This window comes from Halomonas aestuarii, from assembly GCF_001886615.1.
Taxonomy (GTDB): Bacteria; Pseudomonadota; Gammaproteobacteria; order Pseudomonadales; family Halomonadaceae; genus Halomonas; species Halomonas aestuarii.
The window spans coordinates 1,372,970-1,390,187 of the sequence record NZ_CP018139.1 but is presented as its reverse complement, the minus strand read 5'-3'; the positions used below and the strand labels follow the sequence as shown (position 1 = coordinate 1,390,187).

The window sequence follows — 17,218 nt, the reverse complement described above, 5'->3', positions numbered from 1 at the left end:
TCGAATCGCTTGAGCGAATCGAGGGTTCGGCCACCCGGATCGCTTCCTTCGGAACGCATCGCAGGGTTGACACGACACGCCGATCACGTAGAATACGCCTTCCTCGCAGGGCGCCGGCGAGACCGCCACTTCACGGAAGTGAGCCGGGCACGACGGCAACAGCGAGAGCTCTTTAACAATCGATCAGGTAATTCATGTGGGCGCTTGTCGGGATGTCGGTGACCAGTCACTGAAACATTCAAGGCAAGCGACTCGTCAAATGAGACGTTTGAACCTTGAGCCAGGTTTGGTTCCACCTTAGGAACTATCAGACTTTAAACTGAAGAGTTTGATCATGGCTCAGATTGAACGCTGGCGGCAGGCCTAACACATGCAAGTCGAGCGGAAACGATCCTAGCTTGCTAGGAGGCGTCGAGCGGCGGACGGGTGAGTAATGCATAGGAATCTGCCCGATAGTGGGGGATAACCTGGGGAAACTCAGGCTAATACCGCATACGTCCTACGGGAGAAAGCAGGGGATCTTCGGACCTTGCGCTATCGGATGAGCCTATGTCGGATTAGCTTGTTGGTGAGGTAATGGCTCACCAAGGCGACGATCCGTAGCTGGTCTGAGAGGATGATCAGCCACATCGGGACTGAGACACGGCCCGAACTCCTACGGGAGGCAGCAGTGGGGAATATTGGACAATGGGCGAAAGCCTGATCCAGCCATGCCGCGTGTGTGAAGAAGGCTTTCGGGTTGTAAAGCACTTTCAGTGAGGAAGAAAGCCTTGGGGCTAATACCCCCAAGGGACGACATCACTCACAGAAGAAGCACCGGCTAACTCCGTGCCAGCAGCCGCGGTAATACGGAGGGTGCGAGCGTTAATCGGAATTACTGGGCGTAAAGCGCGCGTAGGCGGCTTGATAAGCCGGTTGTGAAAGCCCCGGGCTCAACCTGGGAACGGCATCCGGAACTGTCAGGCTAGAGTGCAGGAGAGGAAGGTAGAATTCCCGGTGTAGCGGTGAAATGCGTAGAGATCGGGAGGAATACCAGTGGCGAAGGCGGCCTTCTGGACTGACACTGACGCTGAGGTGCGAAAGCGTGGGTAGCAAACAGGATTAGATACCCTGGTAGTCCACGCCGTAAACGATGTCGACTAGCCGTTGGGGTCCTAGAGACCTTTGTGGCGCAGTTAACGCGATAAGTCGACCGCCTGGGGAGTACGGCCGCAAGGTTAAAACTCAAATGAATTGACGGGGGCCCGCACAAGCGGTGGAGCATGTGGTTTAATTCGATGCAACGCGAAGAACCTTACCTACCCTTGACATCGTGCGAACTTTCCAGAGATGGATTGGTGCCTTCGGGAGCGCACAGACAGGTGCTGCATGGCTGTCGTCAGCTCGTGTTGTGAAATGTTGGGTTAAGTCCCGTAACGAGCGCAACCCTTGTCCCTATTTGCCAGCGATTCGGTCGGGAACTCTAGGGAGACTGCCGGTGACAAACCGGAGGAAGGTGGGGACGACGTCAAGTCATCATGGCCCTTACGGGTAGGGCTACACACGTGCTACAATGGCCGGTACAATGGGTTGCAAAGCCGCGAGGTGGAGCTAATCCCACAAAGCCGGTCTCAGTCCGGATCGGAGTCTGCAACTCGACTCCGTGAAGTCGGAATCGCTAGTAATCGTGAATCAGAATGTCACGGTGAATACGTTCCCGGGCCTTGTACACACCGCCCGTCACACCATGGGAGTGGACTGCACCAGAAGTGGTTAGCCTAACTTCGGAGGGCGATCACCACGGTGTGGTTCATGACTGGGGTGAAGTCGTAACAAGGTAGCCGTAGGGGAACCTGCGGCTGGATCACCTCCTTAAACGACGAATCATCGACACTCGGCAAGTGTCCACAATGAATTACCTGATCGACCAGAGCAAAGACTGTTTGGGTATAGGCCCAGCGTGACCAATGGGTCTGTAGCTCAGTTGGTTAGAGCGCACCCCTGATAAGGGTGAGGTCGGCAGTTCAAGTCTGCCCAGACCCACCATTCTCCGAATGGCCGGATCGCTCAGTTGGTTAGAGCGCACCCCCGGATGTTCGATAAAGAGAAGGGTGAGGTCGCGGGGTTCTTCAAGTCTGCCCAGACCCACCAATTTGCAGGATCAGAGGGGCCTTAGCTCAGCTGGGAGAGCGCCTGCCTTGCACGCAGGAGGTCAGCGGTTCGATCCCGCTAGGCTCCACCATCCTTCCCGACAGTCCAGAACAGAGACCAGCGGCAAGCCAGACGGCTTTCCACTGTTCTCTGAACAGTGCTCTTTAACAATGTGAATCATGCTGACAAACGTTACCTTCCGAGAGGAAGGTGACACGAGATACGTCTCAAGCGTATCCGGCAATTGTCGATTGTCATCGCGGACCAGACCTCTTGGGGTTATATGGTCAAGCGATGAAGCGCACACGGTGGATGCCTAGGCAGCCAGAGGCGATGAAAGACGTGGAAGCCTGCGATAAGGCTCGGCGAGGTGGCAAACAACCTGTGACCCGGGCATTTCTGAATGGGGAAACCCACCCACGGTAACGTGGGTATCCTGCACTGAATACATAGGTGTCAGGAGGCGAACCGGGGGAACTGAAACATCTCATTACCCCGAGGAAAAGAAATCAACCGAGATTCCCCTAGTAGCGGCGAGCGAACGGGGACCAGCCCTTAAGCACCATGACCGATAGACGAAGTGGTTGGGAAACCACGCGATACAGGGTGATAGCCCCGTAGTCGAAATCTGATTGGTGTGAAATCGAGTAGGTCGGGGCACGAGAAACCTTGACTGAAGACGGGGGGACCATCCTCCAAGGCTAAATACTCCTGGCTGACCGATAGTGAACCAGTACCGTGAGGGAAAGGCGAAAAGAACCCCGGAGAGGGGAGTGAAATAGATCCTGAAACCGTGTGCGTACAAGCAGTGGGAGCAGACTTGTTCTGTGACCGCGTACCTTTTGTATAATGGGTCAGCGACTTATTTTCAGTGGCGAGCTTAACCGTATAGGGGAGGCGTAGGGAAACCGAGTCTTAACTGGGCGACCAGTCGCTGGGAATAGACCCGAAACCGGGCGATCTATCCATGAGCAGGTTGAAGGTTGAGTAACATCAACTGGAGGACCGAACCAGGATCTGTTGAAAAAGATTTGGATGACTTGTGGATCGGAGTGAAAGGCTAATCAAGCCCGGAGATAGCTGGTTCTCCTCGAAAGCTATTTAGGTAGCGCCTCACGTATCACCGCCGGGGGTAGAGCACTGTTTCGGCTAGGGGGTCATCCCGACTTACCAACCCGAGGCAAACTCCGAATACCGGTGAGTGCAAGCGTGGGAGACACACAGCGGGTGCTAACGTCCGTTGTGAAAAGGGAAACAACCCAGACCGTCAGCTAAGGTCCCGAAATCCTGGTTAAGTGGGAAACGATGTGGGAAGGCTCAGACAGCTAGGAGGTTGGCTTAGAAGCAGCCATCCTTTAAAGAAAGCGTAATAGCTCACTAGTCGAGTCGGCCTGCGCGGAAGATGTAACGGGGCTCAAACCAGGTACCGAAGCTACGGGTTCGTCGAATGACGAGCGGTAGAGGAGCGTCGTGTACGCCGATGAAGGTGGATTGAGAAGTCTGCTGGAGGTATCACGAGTGCGAATGCTGACATGAGTAACGACAAGGGGAGTGAAAAACTCCCCCGCCGGAAGACCAAGGGTTTCTGTTCGACGCTAATCGGAGCAGAGTGAGTCGGCCCCTAAGGCGAGGCCGAAAGGCGTAGTCGATGGGAAACGGGTCAATATTCCCGTACCTCACTGTATTGCGATGGGGGGACGAAGAAGGCTAGGTGAGCCAGGCGTTGGTTGTCCTGGTGAAAGTCAGTAGGCTGGGGAATCAGGCAAATCCGGTTCCCTGAGGCCGAGAGACGAGACGAACAGACTACGGTCTGGAAGTCATCGATGCCACGCTTCCAGGAAAAGCCTCTAAGCTTCAGATACAGTGGGACCGTACCCCAAACCGACACAGGTGGTCAGGTAGAGAATACCAAGGCGCTTGAGAGAACTCGGGTGAAGGAACTAGGCAAAATGGTGCCGTAACTTCGGGAGAAGGCACGCCGCGTTAGTGTGAAGGCCCTGCGGCCGGAGCACGAGGCGGTCGAAGATACCAGGTGGCTGCAACTGTTTATTAAAAACACAGCACTCTGCAAACGCGCAAGCGGACGTATAGGGTGTGACGCCTGCCCGGTGCCGGAAGGTTAAGTGATGGTGTTAGCTTCGGCGAAGCTCCTGATCGAAGCCCCGGTAAACGGCGGCCGTAACTATAACGGTCCTAAGGTAGCGAAATTCCTTGTCGGGTAAGTTCCGACCTGCACGAATGGCGTAATGATGGCCACGCTGTCTCCACCCGAGACTCAGTGAAATTGAAATCGCAGTGAAGATGCTGTGTACCCGCGGCTAGACGGAAAGACCCCGTGAACCTTTACTATAGCTTCACACTGGACGCTGATGTTGCTTGTGTAGGATAGCTGGGAGGCTTGGAAACTGTGGCGCCAGCCACGGTGGAGCCAACCTTGAAATACCAGCCTGGCATCATTGGCGTTCTAACTCAGGTCCATGATCTGGATCGAGGACCGTGTGTGGTGGGTAGTTTGACTGGGGCGGTCTCCTCCCAAAGCGTAACGGAGGAGCACGAAGGTACCCTCAGCACGGTTGGAAATCGTGCATTGAGTGCAAGAGCATAAGGGTGCTTAACTGCGAGACAGACACGTCGAGCAGGTACGAAAGTAGGTTCTAGTGATCCGGTGGTTCTGTATGGAAGGGCCATCGCTCAACGGATAAAAGGTACTCCGGGGATAACAGGCTGATACCGCCCAAGAGTTCACATCGACGGCGGTGTTTGGCACCTCGATGTCGGCTCATCACATCCTGGGGCTGAAGTCGGTCCCAAGGGTATGGCTGTTCGCCATTTAAAGTGGTACGCGAGCTGGGTTTAGAACGTCGTGAGACAGTTCGGTCCCTATCTGCCGTGGGCGTTGGATGTTTGAGAAGTGCTGCTCCTAGTACGAGAGGACCGGAGTGGACGCACCTCTGGTGTTCCGGTTGTCACGCCAGTGGCATTGCCGGGTAGCTATGTGCGGACGGGATAACCGCTGAAAGCATCTAAGCGGGAAGCCCCCTTCAAGATGAGACATCCCCGAGGCCTTGAGCCTCCTGAAGGGCCCAGCGAGACCAGCTGGTTGATAGGTCGGATGTGGAAGCGCTGCAAGGCGTTGAGCTAACCGATACTAATGGCCCGTGAGGCTTGACCATATAACACCCAAGCGGTCTGCCGATGGCGACCGACATGACGGATACGATGAGACGATCTCGTCAGCATGATTCACCGTTTTTCGCCTGACGACCATAGCGTGCGGGAACCACCTGATCCCTTGCCGAACTCAGCAGTGAAACCGCTCAGCGCCGATGGTAGTGTGGGGCCTCCCCATGCGAGAGTAGGTCATCGTCAGGCACCTATTCCGAGAAAACCCCGTGTTCATCAGAGCTCGGGGTTTTTTCATGTCTGAGGATCAGGTCATGTCAGGGGAAAGGTCAGGGCCTCCTCCTGGAGCGTAGCGGCGCGCCGCCCCCCGGAGCCCGGCGCGATCCTCGTCAGGTACCTATTCCGAAAAGACCCCGTGTTCGAAAGAGCACGGGGTCTTTTCATGTCTGGCCGTCGGCGATCGGTCACTCGCTCGCGCCGGCGGCCTCTTCATAGAACTCGATGGGCGTGCCGTCGGGGTCGGCCAGGAAGGTGAAGCGCGCGCCGGTGATCTCGTCCAGCCGGATGGGCTCGGGCCTCTCGCCGCGGGACTCCAGCAGTGCGACGCAGGTCTCGAGGTCCGGGGTGGCGAGCGCCAGGTGGCGAAGCCCGCAGGCCTCGGGGTAGCTCGGCCGCGGGGGTGGCGAGGGAAAGGAGAACAGCTCGATCTGGATGCCGCCGGGGAGCCTCAGGTCCAGCTTGTGGCTGTGGCGCTCGGCGCGCCATGTCTCATGGAGGATCTCGGCGTCCATCACCTCGAGATAGAAGCGCCGTGCACGGGCATAGTCGGCCGTGATCAGCGCCACGTGATGCACCCGGGACAGGGGCAGCCGGTCGCGATGGCTGCCCGGGGTTCCGGCTAGCGGCACAGGCTCTCCAGGGCCTCGATGAGGCTGTCCATCTCGTCATCGGTGCCGATGGAGATCCTCAGGTGGTCGCGCAGCACCTCGTTGTTGAAGTGGCGCACCAGCACACCGCGCTCGCGCAGGCCCACGAAGAGCTGGGCGGCGTCGAACCCGGGGTGGCTGACCAGCACGAAGTTGGTCTGCGAGGGAAGCACCTGGAACCCCAGGGCCTCGAGGCGGACCCGGGTGCGCTCGCGGGTGGTGATCACCGCCTCGCGGCAGGCGTCGAAGTGTTCGGGGTCGTCCAGCGAGGCGATGCCCAGGGCGCTGGCCAGGCTGTCGACGGGGTAGGAGTTGAAGGAGTCCTTGACCCGTTCCAGGCCCTCGATCAGCTCCCGGGAGCCCACGGCGTAGCCGAGGCGCAGGCCGGCGAGGCTACGCGACTTGGAGAAGGTGCCGGTGACCAGCAGGTTGGGGAAGCGATCGACCAGGGGCACCGCGCTCTCGCCGCCGAAGTCCACGTAGGCCTCGTCGACCAGCACCACGGATTCGGTGACCCGCTCGAGCAGGCCGGCGATGGCCTCTCGGCCGTGGCCGTGGCCGGTGGGGGCATTGGGGTTGGCGAAGATCACGCCGCCGGCCTCCTGGCCGAAGGCATCGAGGTCGACGCGCCACTGGTCGTCCAGCGGGTGGGGCCGACGCTCGACACCGTAGAGCTGGCAGTAGACCGGATAGAAGCTGTAGGAGATGGCCGGCATCTCCAGCGGCCGGTCCTGGCGGAAGAAGGCCTGGAAGGCCAGGGCCAGGACCTCGTCGGAGCCGTTGCCGACGAACACCTGGTCCGTGTCCACCCCGAGCTCCTCGGCCAGGGCCTCACGCAGGGAGAAGGAGGTCGGGTCCGGGTAGCGGCGCAGGTGGTCGGCGGGAAACTCCCGCAGGGCTGCCTCGACGCCCGGGGCCGGCGGATAGGGGTTCTCGTTGGTGTTCAGCTTGATCAGACGCTCGCGGGGCTGCTCACCCGGGACATAGGGGGTCAGCTCGCGAACCGCGGGGCTCCAGAACTTGCTCATGGTCTCTCGCTCGGGGGATGGGACTCGGGTCATGGTGACCCGAGCGACCTGACCGCGCAAGCCGCGACCATGCTAGTCTCGTGACTCCGTTTCGATCATTCGCTGCCTACGGATCCATGCAATGACCGCCCAGATCATCGCCACCCTGCTGCCCGTCTTCCTCATCGCCGGATGCGGTACCCTCTATGGCCGCTTTCGCACGCCAGACATCCGCGGGCTGAACACCCTCAACATGGAACTCTTCGTGCCCATGCTGGTGTTCGCCGTGCTGGCCGACCGCCAGGCACCGCTGGCGGAGTATGCCAAGCTGGCCCTGGCGGGGGCCGTGGTGGTGCTGGGCTCGGGGCTGGTGCTCTGGCCGGTGGCCAGGTGGCTGAAGCTGGAGGTAAAGACCTTCCTGCCGCCGATGATGTTCAACAATTCCGGCAACATGGGCATCCCGTTGCTGGTGTTGGCCTTCGGCGAGCAGGCCCTGCCGGCGGCGGTGGTGCTGTTCATCGTCGAGATGCTGCTGCACTTCTCGGTGGGGCTCTACATGCTCAGTCCGCATACCCCGCTGTGGCGGCTGCTGCGCATGCCCATCGTGCTGGCGAGCCTGGCCGGCCTGGCGGTCAACCTGGGCGGGATTCCCCTGCCGGGATGGGGCCTGGAGGCCATGCACATGCTGGGCGGGGTCTGTATCCCGCTGATGCTCTTCGCCCTGGGGGTGCGCATGCTGGACATCGACTTCGGCGACTGGAAGACGGGGATCCTCGGCGCGGTGCTCTGTCCGCTATCGGGGCTGGTGCTCGCCCTGCCGCTGATCTGGTGGCTCGAGCTGTCGGGGCTGCAGGCGGCGGCCCTGTGGGTCTTCGCGGCCCTGCCGCCGGCCGTGCTGAACTACCTCGTGGCCGAACAGTATCGTCAGGAGCCCCACAAGGTGGCCTCCCTGGTGCTGATCGGCAACCTGGGCAGCCTGGTGGTCATGCCGGCCGTGCTGGTACTGGTCTTCACCCATGTCCAGCCGCCGGGCTGAGGAGCGCGGGGCCAGGCGAGGCTGTCCGGTGAGGGCGTGAGAGGTTATGCTGTGTTCAGGTTGCCGTGCCTCACGGCGTTGTGCCCATTGGTTAGGAGGACGTATATGCAAATCAGGACCTTGCTGGCTGGCTCTGCCCTGGCCGCCCTGTTGGCCGGCTGTGCCGCCGGCCCCACGGACCAGGCCGCTCCCGAGATGGAAGCGACCACGGTGACGTACCAGGGTACCCTGCCTTGCCGCAACTGCGATGGCATCGACCTGAACGTGACCCTGAACGGCGATGAGCAGGACGCCACCGAGGAGCGGACCTTCGAGCTGGAGGCCTCCTATCGGGCGCACCCGCAGAATCCGCCGGACGAGAGCTATGCGGGCAACTGGGAGGTCCTCCAGGGGACCGAGCAGGATCCCACCGCCACCGTCTATGAGCTGGTTCCCGACGGCGAGGGGCAGACCTACTACTTCCTGCGCGTCGACCTCCAGACGCTGGAGCTGATCGATCCCAACCTGCGCCGCTTCCAGAACAGCGAGATGCTGCAGCTCAAGCGTCTCTGACCGCGCGAGCGAGCAGTACAGGGGCGGCCTCGGGGTCGCCCCTTCTCGTTGCGGGACGGCCATCGGCGCGAGGCCCGCGGCTGCTAGAATAGGCCCCGTCCATTCATCGGCCCCGCCATCGATCGAGAGAGTGCCCCATGGCCAAAGTGAAGAGTGCCTTCGTCTGCACCGAGTGCGGTGCCGAGTACCGCAAGTGGCAGGGGCAGTGCACCAGTTGCCAGGAGTGGAACACCCTGAGCGAGGTACGCCTGGCCCCCGCCCGTCCCGGTGCCGGGACAGGCGCCGCGGCGAGCGGAGGTGCCGGGCGCGGAGGCTATGCCGGCAGCCTGTCCCGCGAGGTGGTCGACCTGGGCAGCGTCGACCTCAGCGAGGTCCCCCGGCTCTCCTCGACCTTCGCGGAGTTCGATCGGGTGCTGGGCGGCGGCCTGGTGCCGGGCTCCGCGGTGCTGCTCGGCGGCCACCCCGGCGCCGGCAAGTCGACCCTGCTGCTGCAGACCGCCTGCAAGCTGGCCCAGGGGCGCCGGGTGCTCTACGTCACCGGCGAGGAGTCGCTCTCCCAGGTGGCGATGCGGGCCCACCGCCTGCAGCTGCCCTCCCAGGGGCTGAAGATGCTCGCCGAGACCAGCGTCGAGACCATCCTCGCCGTGGCCGAGCGCGAGACTCCCGACATCCTGGTGATCGACTCCATCCAGACCATGCACCTGGAGGATATCGCCTCGGCGCCGGGGGGCGTGGCCCAGGTGCGCGAGTCCGCCGCCGTGCTGACCCGCTTCGCCAAGCAGTCCAACACCGTGCTGCTGCTGGTCGGCCACGTCACCAAGGACGGCAGCCTGGCCGGCCCCAAGGTGCTCGAGCACATGATCGATGCCTCGCTGCTGCTCGAGGGCGGGGCCGACTCGCGCTTTCGCACCCTGCGGGGCCAGAAGAACCGCTTCGGTGCGGTCAACGAGCTGGGCGTCTTCGCCATGCTCGAGCACGGCCTCAAGGAGGTGAAGAACCCCAGCGCCATCTTCCTCTCGCGCAACGAGGAGCAGAGTGCCGGCAGCCTGGTCATGGTGGTCTGGGAGGGTACCCGGCCGATCCTCGTGGAGGTCCAGGCGCTGCTCGACGAGTCGGCGCTGGGCAACCCGCGGCGAGTCGCCGTGGGCCTGGACCAGAACCGCCTGGCGATGCTGCTGGCGGTGCTGCACCGCCACGGCGGGCTCTTCACCGGCGACCAGGATGTCTTCCTCAACGTGGTCGGCGGGGTCAAGGTGCTGGAGACCAGCGCCGACCTGGCCGTGCTGCTGGCGGTGGTCTCCAGCCTGCAGAACCGCCCGCTGCCCCGGGAACTGGTGGTGTTCGGCGAGGTGGGGCTCTCCGGCGAGATCCGGCCGGTGCCCAGCGGCCAGGAACGCATCGTCGAGGCGGCCAAGCACGGCTTCACGCGTGCCATCGTGCCCCGGGCCAACGCCCCCAGGCGCAGCCCCGAGGGCATGGAGGTGGTCGCCGTGGACAAGCTCGCCGAGGCCCTCGATGCCCTCTAGGCCCGGCACTCTGTTGTAGAATGCGGGTATCGAACGCCAAGGAGAACGAGATGAGCGCCATCCGCCTGACCCAGTACAGCCACGGCGCCGGCTGCGGATGCAAGATCGCCCCCGACGTGCTCGACGGGATCCTCGCCAAGGCCGGTCCCGGCGCCAGCCATTCGCGGCTGATCGTCGGCAACCAGGGCCGCGAGGACGCCGCCGTCTACGACCTCGGCGACGGTCGCGGCATGATCGCCACCACCGACTTCTTCATGCCCATCGTCGACGACCCCTTCGACTTCGGCCGCATCGCCGCCACCAACGCCATCAGCGACGTCTACGCCATGGGCGGCAAGCCGGTCCTGGCGCTGGGCATCCTCGGCTGGCCGCTGGACAAGCTCGGCGCGGACATCGCCGGCGACGTGGTGGGCGGCGCCCAGGCGGTGTGCCGCGAGCTGGGCCTGGCGCTGGCCGGCGGGCACTCCATCGATGCCCCCGAGCCGATCTTCGGCCTGGCGGTCAACGGCCTCGTCGACCTCGAGCACCTCAAGCTCAACAAGGGCGCCCAGCCCGGTGACCTGCTGTTCCTCACCAAGCCGCTGGGGGTGGGCCTGCTCACCACCGCCGAGAAGCAGGGGCTGCTGGAGGCCGGCCACCAGGAGCTGGCGCGCTCGACCATGCTCAAGTCCAATGCCATCGGCATGGAGCTGGCCAAGGTCAAGGGGGTGCACGCCATGACCGACGTCACCGGCTTCGGACTGGCCGGCCATCTCGCCGAGATCTGCACGGCCAGCGGCGTCGCCGCCCGGGTCGACTTCCGGCGCCTGCCACGGCTCGCCGAGGCCGAGTCCTACCGCCGCAAGGGCGCGGTGCCCGGCGGCGCCCGGCGCAACCTCGAGGCACTGGGGGCGAGCCTGCCGCGGATGGACGAGGCCCACTGGCAGTGGCTCTGCGACCCCCAGACCTCGGGCGGCCTGCTGCTCGCGGTGCACCCCTCCTGGGAGGACGACGTGGAGCGCATCGGCCGTGACCACGGCATCGAGCTCACGCCCTTCGGCGAGGTGGTCAGGGCCAGCGGCCCGGCGCTGATCGAGGTGCGCGGATGAGCCTGCCGCTGGTCGAGCCGGATCTCGCGCTGCTCAGGGAAGGACGCGTACTGATCGACGTGCGGGCGCCCGTGGAATTCGCCCAGGGGGCGCTGCCCGGTGCCGTCAACCTGCCGCTGATGGACGACGAGGAGCGTCACCTCGTGGGCATCGAGTACAAGGCGCGTGGCCAGGACGCGGCCATCGCCCTGGGCGAGCGGCTGGTCAACGGCGCCCTCAAGGCGTCCCGGGTCGCCGCCTGGCAACGGCTCGTCGAGGCCCACCCCGACGCCGTCATCTACTGCTTCCGCGGCGGCTTGCGCTCCCGGACCGCCCAGCAGTGGCTGGCTGAGGCCGGCATCACCCGTCCGCGCATCCGCGGCGGCTGGAAGGCGATGCGCCAGGCCCTCTGCGCGCGCATCGACGCGGCGGCCGAGCAGCCGCAGTTGGTGGTGGGCGGCCTCACCGGCTGCGCCAAGACCCCGCTGATCCTGCGGCTCGAGAACGGCCTCGACCTGGAGGGGTGCGCGCGCCACAAGGGCTCGGCCTTCGGCCGCCATCCGCTGCCGGCGCCCAGCCAGATCGACTTCGAGCACGCCATGGGACGGCGCCTGCTGGACCTGCCCGGGCCGCTGGTGGTGGAGGACGAGTCCCGGCGCATCGGGGCGGCCAACATCCCGCTGACCTTCTGGGAGGGCATGGTCCAGGCCCCGCGCATCCGCATCGAGATGCCGCTGGACTGGCGCCTGGCGCAGATCCGCAAGGACTACATCGACGACCTCTGGGAGGTCCATCGCCGGCAGTTCGGCGACTGGCTGGGCTGGGCGCTGATGCGCCGGCAGCTCACCACCGCCCTGGGGCGGCTGAGGAAGCGCCTGGGCCAGGAGCGCCTGGCGCGCCTTCAGCGCCTCCAGGCGCTGGCCTTCCGCGAGCATGAGCGCGGCAACACCAGCGCCCACGAGGCCTGGCTGGCGCCGCTGCTCACTGAATACTACGACCCGCTCTATCGCCACCAGCTGGAGAAGCACCCGGAGCGCCATTTCCTCCATGTGGGGGACTGGGAGAGCTGCCTGGCGGTCGCCCGGGAGTGGTCGGCCGAAGCTCGAAAGGAAGGCCGGCAGGCGCACGAGCCGGCCTGAGCCTCAGTTCGCGGCGTGGCTCAGCCACTGCGACAGCAGCCGGTCAAGCAAGGGGGCCAGCCGGTCGAAGCGCTTGGGATCGTCGAGCATGGCCGCGCGGTCCTGGGTGTGGGGGCTCGTCTCGCTTCCCTCGGGCGGCGGCTGATGGTCGAGCAGTTCGGCGACGCTCGCGGCGGTGGCCTCCAGGTGGCAGAGCAGAGCCACCACCCGTCCGTCGTCCCAGGTGAAGCCCTGCAGGGGGCTCGCCGTGCTGCGGCCCAGCGCCAGGGCATAGTCGGGCAGGGAGAAGACCTCGCGGTGCCACATGAAGGCCTCGAAGGTCTCGGGCAGGTCGACGGGGCTCAGCGGGGCGAGCTCCACCCGATGCCAGCCGGTCTCGGCCACGGTGCCGCGGTCCACGATCGCCCCCAGGGCCTCGGCGATCAGCCGGGCGCCGTAGCCGATCCCCAGCAGCGGCTTGTTGCCGTCCAGCGCCTGCGCGATGAGCTTGCGTTCGCCCCTGAGCCAGGGACGCGCCCCCTCGTCGCTGCCCTCGGGGCCGTCGAGCACGATCAGCGCGTCGCCGTCGGCCAGCCGGGGCGGCAGCTCGCCCGCGTCGAGGTGGAAGACGGTATGGCTATGGCCCATGCTGGCGAGCCAGTCGGCGATCCGGGCCGGCCCCTGGTGGGGGCTGTGCTGGAGAAGGTGAACATGCATGCGAGCCTCGCCATGGTAAAAAATGCGCGGTGGTGACGGACAGGACGGAGCGCAAGGGTACATGAAGCCCGACCTGAGGGAACAGATACTGACCATCCTGGCCGAGGTCCCGCTGGGCCGGGTGACGACCTACGGGCGCATCGCCGCGATGACCGACGGCGCGACGCCCCGCCTGGTGGCCCGCGCCCTGCGCGAGCTGCCCGCTGGCCATGGCCTGCCCTGGTTCCGGGTGATCACCGCCTCGCGCAAGCTGGCCGACCACGGCGGTGCCGACGAGCAGCGCCGGCGCCTGGTGGCCGAGGGCGTGCTGTTCGACAACCGGGGGCGGGTGGCGGCCGACCGCCTCTGGCCCTGAGACAACCCATATCCCGAGGAGACTCCATGAGCGGCTTCTTCCAGCGCCTCCAGCAGCTCGACCCGCGTCGCCAGCAAGCCTTCATGGCGGCCCTCTGCGAGCGCCTGCTGCCCAACTACGGCCTCTATGCGGCGACCACCGGCGAGGGGAATCCCCACGGCCTGAGGGTGATCCTGGACCTGGTCTGGGAGCAGCTGGCGGTGAAGGAGGCGCGCATCGACTTCGATCGCCAGGTCGAGAAGCTGGCCGAGCTGGAGCCCCCCGCCGCCGACGACAGCTTCGGGGCCCGTCGGGCGCTGGAGGCGGTGGTGGCGCTCTCGGCGATCCTCGACACCCTGCGCGGCGAGGCCTCGGAGGCGGTGCTGGAGGTCAGCCGGGCCTCGCGCAGCGGGGTGCGGGCCTACATCGAGCTCACCGAGGGGGAGGAGGATGCCGAGAGGCTCGCCGCCCTGGTGCGCGACCATCCGCTGATGGCGGACGAGAACGACTTCCAGGACGCGGTGCTCGAGGCCGTGGAGACAGGACCGCTGGATCGCGAGGCGCTCAAGGCCCTGCGTCGACTGGGGCGCAACGACGGGGTCAGCAACCTGGGGTTGAGCGTCGAGGAGTAGCGCCGGCAGCGTCGCGCGATGGCCGTCAACGACAAGGGCCCGTCTCTCGGCGGGCCCTGTTTCGTGACGTCGGTGGCGTCGTCGCTAGAGCCGCATCTCGATGCCGTGCTCGGCCATGTAGCGCTTGGCCTCGGGGATGGTGTACTCGCCGAAGTGGAAGATGCTGGCCGCCAGCACCGCGTCGGCGCCGCCATCGATGACGCCATCGACCAGGTGGTCGAGGTTGCCGACGCCGCCGGAGGCGATCACCGGCACGCTCACGGCCTCGGCAATGGCCCGGGTCACGCCCAGGTCGAAGCCGGCCTTGGTGCCGTCGCGGTCCATGCTGGTCAGCAGCAGCTCGCCGGCCCCGTACTCCACCATCTTCTTCGCCCACTCCACGGCATCCAGGCCGGTGGGGCGGCGCCCGCCGTGGGTGAAGATCTCCCAGCGGTCGGGTTCGCCCTCCTTCGAGACCTTCTTGGCATCGATGGCCACCACGATGCACTGGCTGCCGAAGCGCTCGGAGGCCTCGTGCACGAAGTCGGGGTTGGTCACCGCGGCGGTGTTGATCGACACCTTGTCGGCGCCGGCGTTGAGCATGGTGCGGATGTCGTCGCAGGTGCGGATGCCGCCGCCCACCGTGAGCGGGATGAACACCTCGCCGGCGATGCGCTCGACCATCTCCACCGTGGTGTCGCGGTCCTCGTGGCTCGCCGTGATGTCGAGGAAGGTGATCTCGTCGGCGCCCTGCTGGTTGTAGCGCTGGGCGATCTCCACCGGGTCACCGGCGTCGCGGATGCCGATGAAGTTGACGCCCTTGACCACGCGGCCGGCATCGACGTCCAGGCACGGAATGATGCGCTTGGCGAGTCCCATGGGTCAGCTCCCCCTCTGGTTGAGTTCGTCGCACAGGCGCTGGGCCTCGGCCACGTCGAGGCTGCCTTCATAGATGGCGCGCCCGGTGATGGCGCCGAGGATGCCGTCGTCGGCGACCCTGGCCAGCGCCCGCAGGTCCTCGAGGTCGGTGACGCCGCCCGAGGCGATCACCGGCAGGCCGCCCTCGCGGGCCAGCTCGGCGGTGGCCTCCACGTTGACGCCCTGCATCATGCCGTCCCGGGCGATGTCGGTATAGACGATGCTCGACACGCCGTCGTCGGCGAAGCGACGGGCTAGGTCGGTGGCCTTCACCGTGGAGACCTCGGCCCAGCCATCGGTGGCGACGAAGCCGTCCCGGGCGTCCAGGCCGACGATCACGTGGCCGGGAAAGGCGCGGCACATCTCGCCGACGAAGTCCGGCTCCTTGACCGCCTTGGTGCCGATGATCACGTAGGAGACCCCGGCCTCGAGGTAGTGCTCGATGGTCGAGGCCGAGCGGATGCCGCCCCCGATCTGGATCGGCAGGTCGGGATAGGCCCGGGCGATGGCGGTGACCGCCTCGCCGTTGACCGGCGCGCCCTCGAAGGCGCCGTTGAGGTCGACCAGATGCAGGCGGCGGGCGCCGGCCTCGACCCAGCGGGCGGCCATGGCCACCGGGTCATCGCCGTAGGTGGTGGCGTCGTCCATGCGCCCCTGCTTGAGGCGGACGCACTTGCCGTCCTTGAGGTCGATGGCGGGAATTACCAGCATGTCAGGTCTCCAGTCGGCGCGGTATCGCGCGCCCTGTTGTCATGGGCACGGTGTCGTACGCCCTCGGGGGCGGGGCCGCTCAGGGCGCCCATTGGACGAAGTTTTCCAGCAGCCTGAGGCCGGCGCGGGAGCTCTTCTCCGGGTGGAACTGCACGGCGAAGGTGGCGTCTCGGCCGATGGCCACGTGGGCGCTCACCCGGCCGTACTCGGTGGTGCCGAACACCGTGGCGTCGTCGGCGGCCTCGACGTAGTAGCTGTGCACGAAATAGAAGTGCTCGTCCTGGTCGATGCCGGCCCACAGCGGGTGGTCATGGTGCTGATGCACCAGGTTCCAGCCCATGTGGGGCACCTTCAGGCGATGGCCGCGGTCATCGTGCATGTCGCCCGGGAACTTCCTCACCTCGCCGGGCAGGAAGCCCAGGCAGCCGATGCCGCCGTTCTCCTCGCTGTGGTCGAGCAGCATCTGCTGGCCGACACAGATGCCCAGCAGCGGCTTGGCCTGGCTGGCGAGCAGTTCCTCGACCAGGCCGCGCAGCTCGGTCTTCTCCAGCTCGCCCATGCAGTCGCGGATGGCCCCCTGGCCGGGCAGGACCAGGCGGGTGGCGCCGCGGATGCGGCGGGCATCCCGTGTCACGACCACGTTCTCGTGAGTGACGTGTTCCAGTGCCTTGGCGACGGAATGCAGGTTACCCATCCCGTAGTCGATGACGGCAATGGTCATGGGGCGCTCCTCGTGTGATCGTTCGGCGGCCTCAGAGGCTGCCCTTGGTGGACGGCATCTGGCCCGCCATGCGCGGGTCGGGCGCCACGGCCATGCGCAGCGCGCGGCCGAAGGCCTTGAAGATCGTTTCCGCCTGGTGGTGGGCGTTGAAGCCCTTCAGGTTGTCGATGTGCAGGGTCACCCGGGCATGGTTGACGAAGCCCTGGAAGAACTCCCAGAACAGCTGGGTATCCAGGCGTCCGATGCTGGCGCGGGTGAACGCCACGTCCATGAAAAGCCCCGGGCGGCCGGAGAAGTCCACCACCACCCGCGACAGGGCCTCGTCCAGGGGCACGTAGGCATGGCCGTAGCGGTAGATGCCGCGCTTGTCGCCGATCGCCTGGTGGAAGGCCTGGCCCAGGGTGATGCCTAGGTCCTCGACGGTGTGGTGGTCGTCGATGTGCAGGTCGCCCACCGCCTCGATATCCAGGTCGATCAGGCCGTGGCGGGCCACCTGGTCGAGCATGTGGTCGAGGAAGGGTACGCCGGTCTCGCAGGCCAGGCGCCCCTCGCCGTCGAGGTTGATGGTCACCGTGATCTGGGTTTCCCGGGTGTTCCGGGTGACCGTGGCGATACGCTCGGACATGTCGGATCTCCAGCGCCTGGGCGCGTGTCGAGAGGGGCCGGTGATTCCACCGGCCGGCAATGCAAAAGGGCGTCGGGTGCTGTGCCTGACGCCGAG

The 17,218-nt window shown here is 65.2% G+C and carries 14 protein-coding genes, 2 tRNA genes and 3 rRNA genes; 12 read left to right on the top strand and 7 right to left on the bottom strand.

Features of this window, described 5'->3' with window-relative positions; genetic code table 11:
• The first annotated feature begins 316 nt into the window (after positions 1–316).
• From BOX17_RS06380 to rrf, 5 genes are all read left to right on the top strand, one after another.
• Positions 317–1,854: ribosomal RNA gene (locus BOX17_RS06380) — 16S ribosomal RNA — on the top strand.
• A gap of 94 nt (positions 1,855–1,948) precedes the next feature.
• Positions 1,949–2,025: transfer RNA gene (locus BOX17_RS06375), tRNA-Ile, on the top strand.
• Positions 2,026–2,145: 120 nt separating this feature from the next.
• Positions 2,146–2,221, top strand: a tRNA-Ala gene (locus tag BOX17_RS06370).
• Positions 2,222–2,415: 194 nt separating this feature from the next.
• A 23S ribosomal RNA gene (locus tag BOX17_RS06365) occupies positions 2,416–5,303 on the top strand.
• Between the two features lie 83 nt (positions 5,304–5,386).
• A 5S ribosomal RNA gene (gene rrf, locus BOX17_RS06360) occupies positions 5,387–5,502 on the top strand.
• Together the 16S, 23S and 5S rRNA genes with 2 tRNA genes alongside form the textbook arrangement of a ribosomal RNA operon.
• Before the next feature lie 215 nt (positions 5,503–5,717).
• On the opposite strand, the gene gloA2 is transcribed toward rrf, so the two are convergent.
• Positions 5,718–6,161: an SMU1112c/YaeR family gloxylase I-like metalloprotein gene (gloA2, locus tag BOX17_RS06355; protein ID WP_083582090.1), complete on the bottom strand. Its 444-nt coding sequence runs from the start codon at positions 6,159–6,161 to the stop codon at positions 5,718–5,720.
• Complete coding sequence (gene hisC / locus BOX17_RS06350) at positions 6,152–7,207, bottom strand: histidinol-phosphate transaminase (protein ID WP_071942818.1); 1,056 nt, start codon at positions 7,205–7,207, stop codon at positions 6,152–6,154. The genes gloA2 and hisC overlap by 10 nt, the downstream gene beginning before the upstream one ends.
• A gap of 121 nt (positions 7,208–7,328) precedes the next feature.
• Here hisC and BOX17_RS06345 point away from each other — a divergent pair, with 121 nt between their 5' ends.
• From BOX17_RS06345 to mnmH, 5 genes are all read left to right on the top strand, one after another.
• Positions 7,329–8,222, top strand: a complete 894-nt coding sequence (locus tag BOX17_RS06345) for an AEC family transporter (RefSeq protein ID WP_071942816.1) — start codon at positions 7,329–7,331, stop codon at positions 8,220–8,222.
• Between the two features lie 105 nt (positions 8,223–8,327).
• The gene (locus BOX17_RS06340) at positions 8,328–8,774 is read left to right on the top strand and encodes a copper resistance protein NlpE N-terminal domain-containing protein (RefSeq protein WP_071942814.1); all 447 of its coding nucleotides are present in this window, start codon (positions 8,328–8,330) and stop codon (positions 8,772–8,774) included.
• 137 nt (positions 8,775–8,911) lie between these two features.
• Positions 8,912–10,300 carry a DNA repair protein RadA gene (gene radA / locus BOX17_RS06335; RefSeq protein ID WP_071942812.1) on the top strand — a complete coding sequence of 463 codons (1,389 nt, stop codon included), beginning with the start codon at positions 8,912–8,914 and terminating at the stop codon, positions 10,298–10,300.
• Positions 10,301–10,350: 50 nt separating this feature from the next.
• Positions 10,351–11,388 (top strand): selenide, water dikinase SelD, encoded by a 1,038-nt coding sequence (gene selD / locus BOX17_RS06330; RefSeq protein WP_071942810.1) that lies wholly within the window; start codon positions 10,351–10,353, stop codon positions 11,386–11,388.
• The gene (gene mnmH, locus BOX17_RS06325; RefSeq protein WP_071942809.1) at positions 11,385–12,506 is read left to right on the top strand and encodes a tRNA 2-selenouridine(34) synthase MnmH; all 1,122 of its coding nucleotides are present in this window, start codon (positions 11,385–11,387) and stop codon (positions 12,504–12,506) included. The genes selD and mnmH overlap by 4 nt, the downstream gene beginning before the upstream one ends.
• A 3-nt stretch (positions 12,507–12,509) precedes the next feature.
• Here the strand turns inward: mnmH and BOX17_RS06320 are convergent, their stop codons facing one another.
• Complete coding sequence (locus BOX17_RS06320; RefSeq protein ID WP_071942807.1) at positions 12,510–13,202, bottom strand: type 1 glutamine amidotransferase; 693 nt, start codon at positions 13,200–13,202, stop codon at positions 12,510–12,512.
• 61 nt (positions 13,203–13,263) lie between these two features.
• On the opposite strand from BOX17_RS06320, the gene BOX17_RS06315 reads away from it, so the two are divergent.
• A complete protein-coding gene (locus tag BOX17_RS06315; protein WP_071942805.1) occupies positions 13,264–13,557 on the top strand; it encodes an MGMT family protein in 294 nt (97 codons plus the stop codon).
• Between the two features lie 26 nt (positions 13,558–13,583).
• Complete coding sequence (locus tag BOX17_RS06310) at positions 13,584–14,168, top strand: YjaG family protein (protein WP_071942803.1); 585 nt, start codon at positions 13,584–13,586, stop codon at positions 14,166–14,168.
• Between the two features lie 84 nt (positions 14,169–14,252).
• Here BOX17_RS06310 and hisF read toward each other — a convergent pair whose 3' ends face one another.
• The 4 genes from hisF to hisB all read right to left on the bottom strand — a co-directional run bounded on the left by hisF (position 14,253) and on the right by hisB (position 17,122).
• A complete protein-coding gene (hisF, locus tag BOX17_RS06305) occupies positions 14,253–15,026 on the bottom strand; it encodes an imidazole glycerol phosphate synthase subunit HisF (RefSeq protein WP_071942802.1) in 774 nt (257 codons plus the stop codon).
• 3 nt (positions 15,027–15,029) lie between these two features.
• Positions 15,030–15,776 carry a 1-(5-phosphoribosyl)-5-[(5-phosphoribosylamino)methylideneamino]imidazole-4-carboxamide isomerase gene (gene hisA, locus BOX17_RS06300; protein ID WP_071942800.1) on the bottom strand — a complete coding sequence of 249 codons (747 nt, stop codon included), beginning with the start codon at positions 15,774–15,776 and terminating at the stop codon, positions 15,030–15,032.
• Between the two features lie 79 nt (positions 15,777–15,855).
• Complete coding sequence (hisH, locus tag BOX17_RS06295; protein WP_071942798.1) at positions 15,856–16,497, bottom strand: imidazole glycerol phosphate synthase subunit HisH; 642 nt, start codon at positions 16,495–16,497, stop codon at positions 15,856–15,858.
• Positions 16,498–16,528: 31 nt separating this feature from the next.
• Positions 16,529–17,122: an imidazoleglycerol-phosphate dehydratase HisB gene (gene hisB / locus BOX17_RS06290; protein WP_071942796.1), complete on the bottom strand. Its 594-nt coding sequence runs from the start codon at positions 17,120–17,122 to the stop codon at positions 16,529–16,531.
• Positions 17,123–17,218: the final 96 nt, after the last annotated feature.

Bases quoted from the DNA above. Each gene is read 5' to 3' on its own strand.
- BOX17_RS06310 (WP_071942803.1), top strand. From the start codon at position 13,584: ATGAGCGGCTTCTTCCAGCGCCTCCAGCAGCTCGACCCGCGTCGCCAG.
- hisF (WP_071942802.1), bottom strand. From the start codon at position 15,026: ATGGGACTCGCCAAGCGCATCATTCCGTGCCTGGACGTCGATGCCGGC.
- BOX17_RS06315 (WP_071942805.1), top strand. From the start codon at position 13,264: ATGAAGCCCGACCTGAGGGAACAGATACTGACCATCCTGGCCGAGGTC.
- radA (WP_071942812.1), top strand. From the start codon at position 8,912: ATGGCCAAAGTGAAGAGTGCCTTCGTCTGCACCGAGTGCGGTGCCGAG.
- hisH (WP_071942798.1), bottom strand. From the start codon at position 16,497: ATGACCATTGCCGTCATCGACTACGGGATGGGTAACCTGCATTCCGTC.
- mnmH (WP_071942809.1), top strand. From the start codon at position 11,385: ATGAGCCTGCCGCTGGTCGAGCCGGATCTCGCGCTGCTCAGGGAAGGA.
- hisC (WP_071942818.1), bottom strand. From the start codon at position 7,207: ATGAGCAAGTTCTGGAGCCCCGCGGTTCGCGAGCTGACCCCCTATGTC.
- hisB (WP_071942796.1), bottom strand. From the start codon at position 17,122: ATGTCCGAGCGTATCGCCACGGTCACCCGGAACACCCGGGAAACCCAG.
- BOX17_RS06340 (WP_071942814.1), top strand. From the start codon at position 8,328: ATGCAAATCAGGACCTTGCTGGCTGGCTCTGCCCTGGCCGCCCTGTTG.
- BOX17_RS06320 (WP_071942807.1), bottom strand. From the start codon at position 13,202: ATGCATGTTCACCTTCTCCAGCACAGCCCCCACCAGGGGCCGGCCCGG.
- selD (WP_071942810.1), top strand. From the start codon at position 10,351: ATGAGCGCCATCCGCCTGACCCAGTACAGCCACGGCGCCGGCTGCGGA.
- hisA (WP_071942800.1), bottom strand. From the start codon at position 15,776: ATGCTGGTAATTCCCGCCATCGACCTCAAGGACGGCAAGTGCGTCCGC.
- BOX17_RS06345 (WP_071942816.1), top strand. From the start codon at position 7,329: ATGACCGCCCAGATCATCGCCACCCTGCTGCCCGTCTTCCTCATCGCC.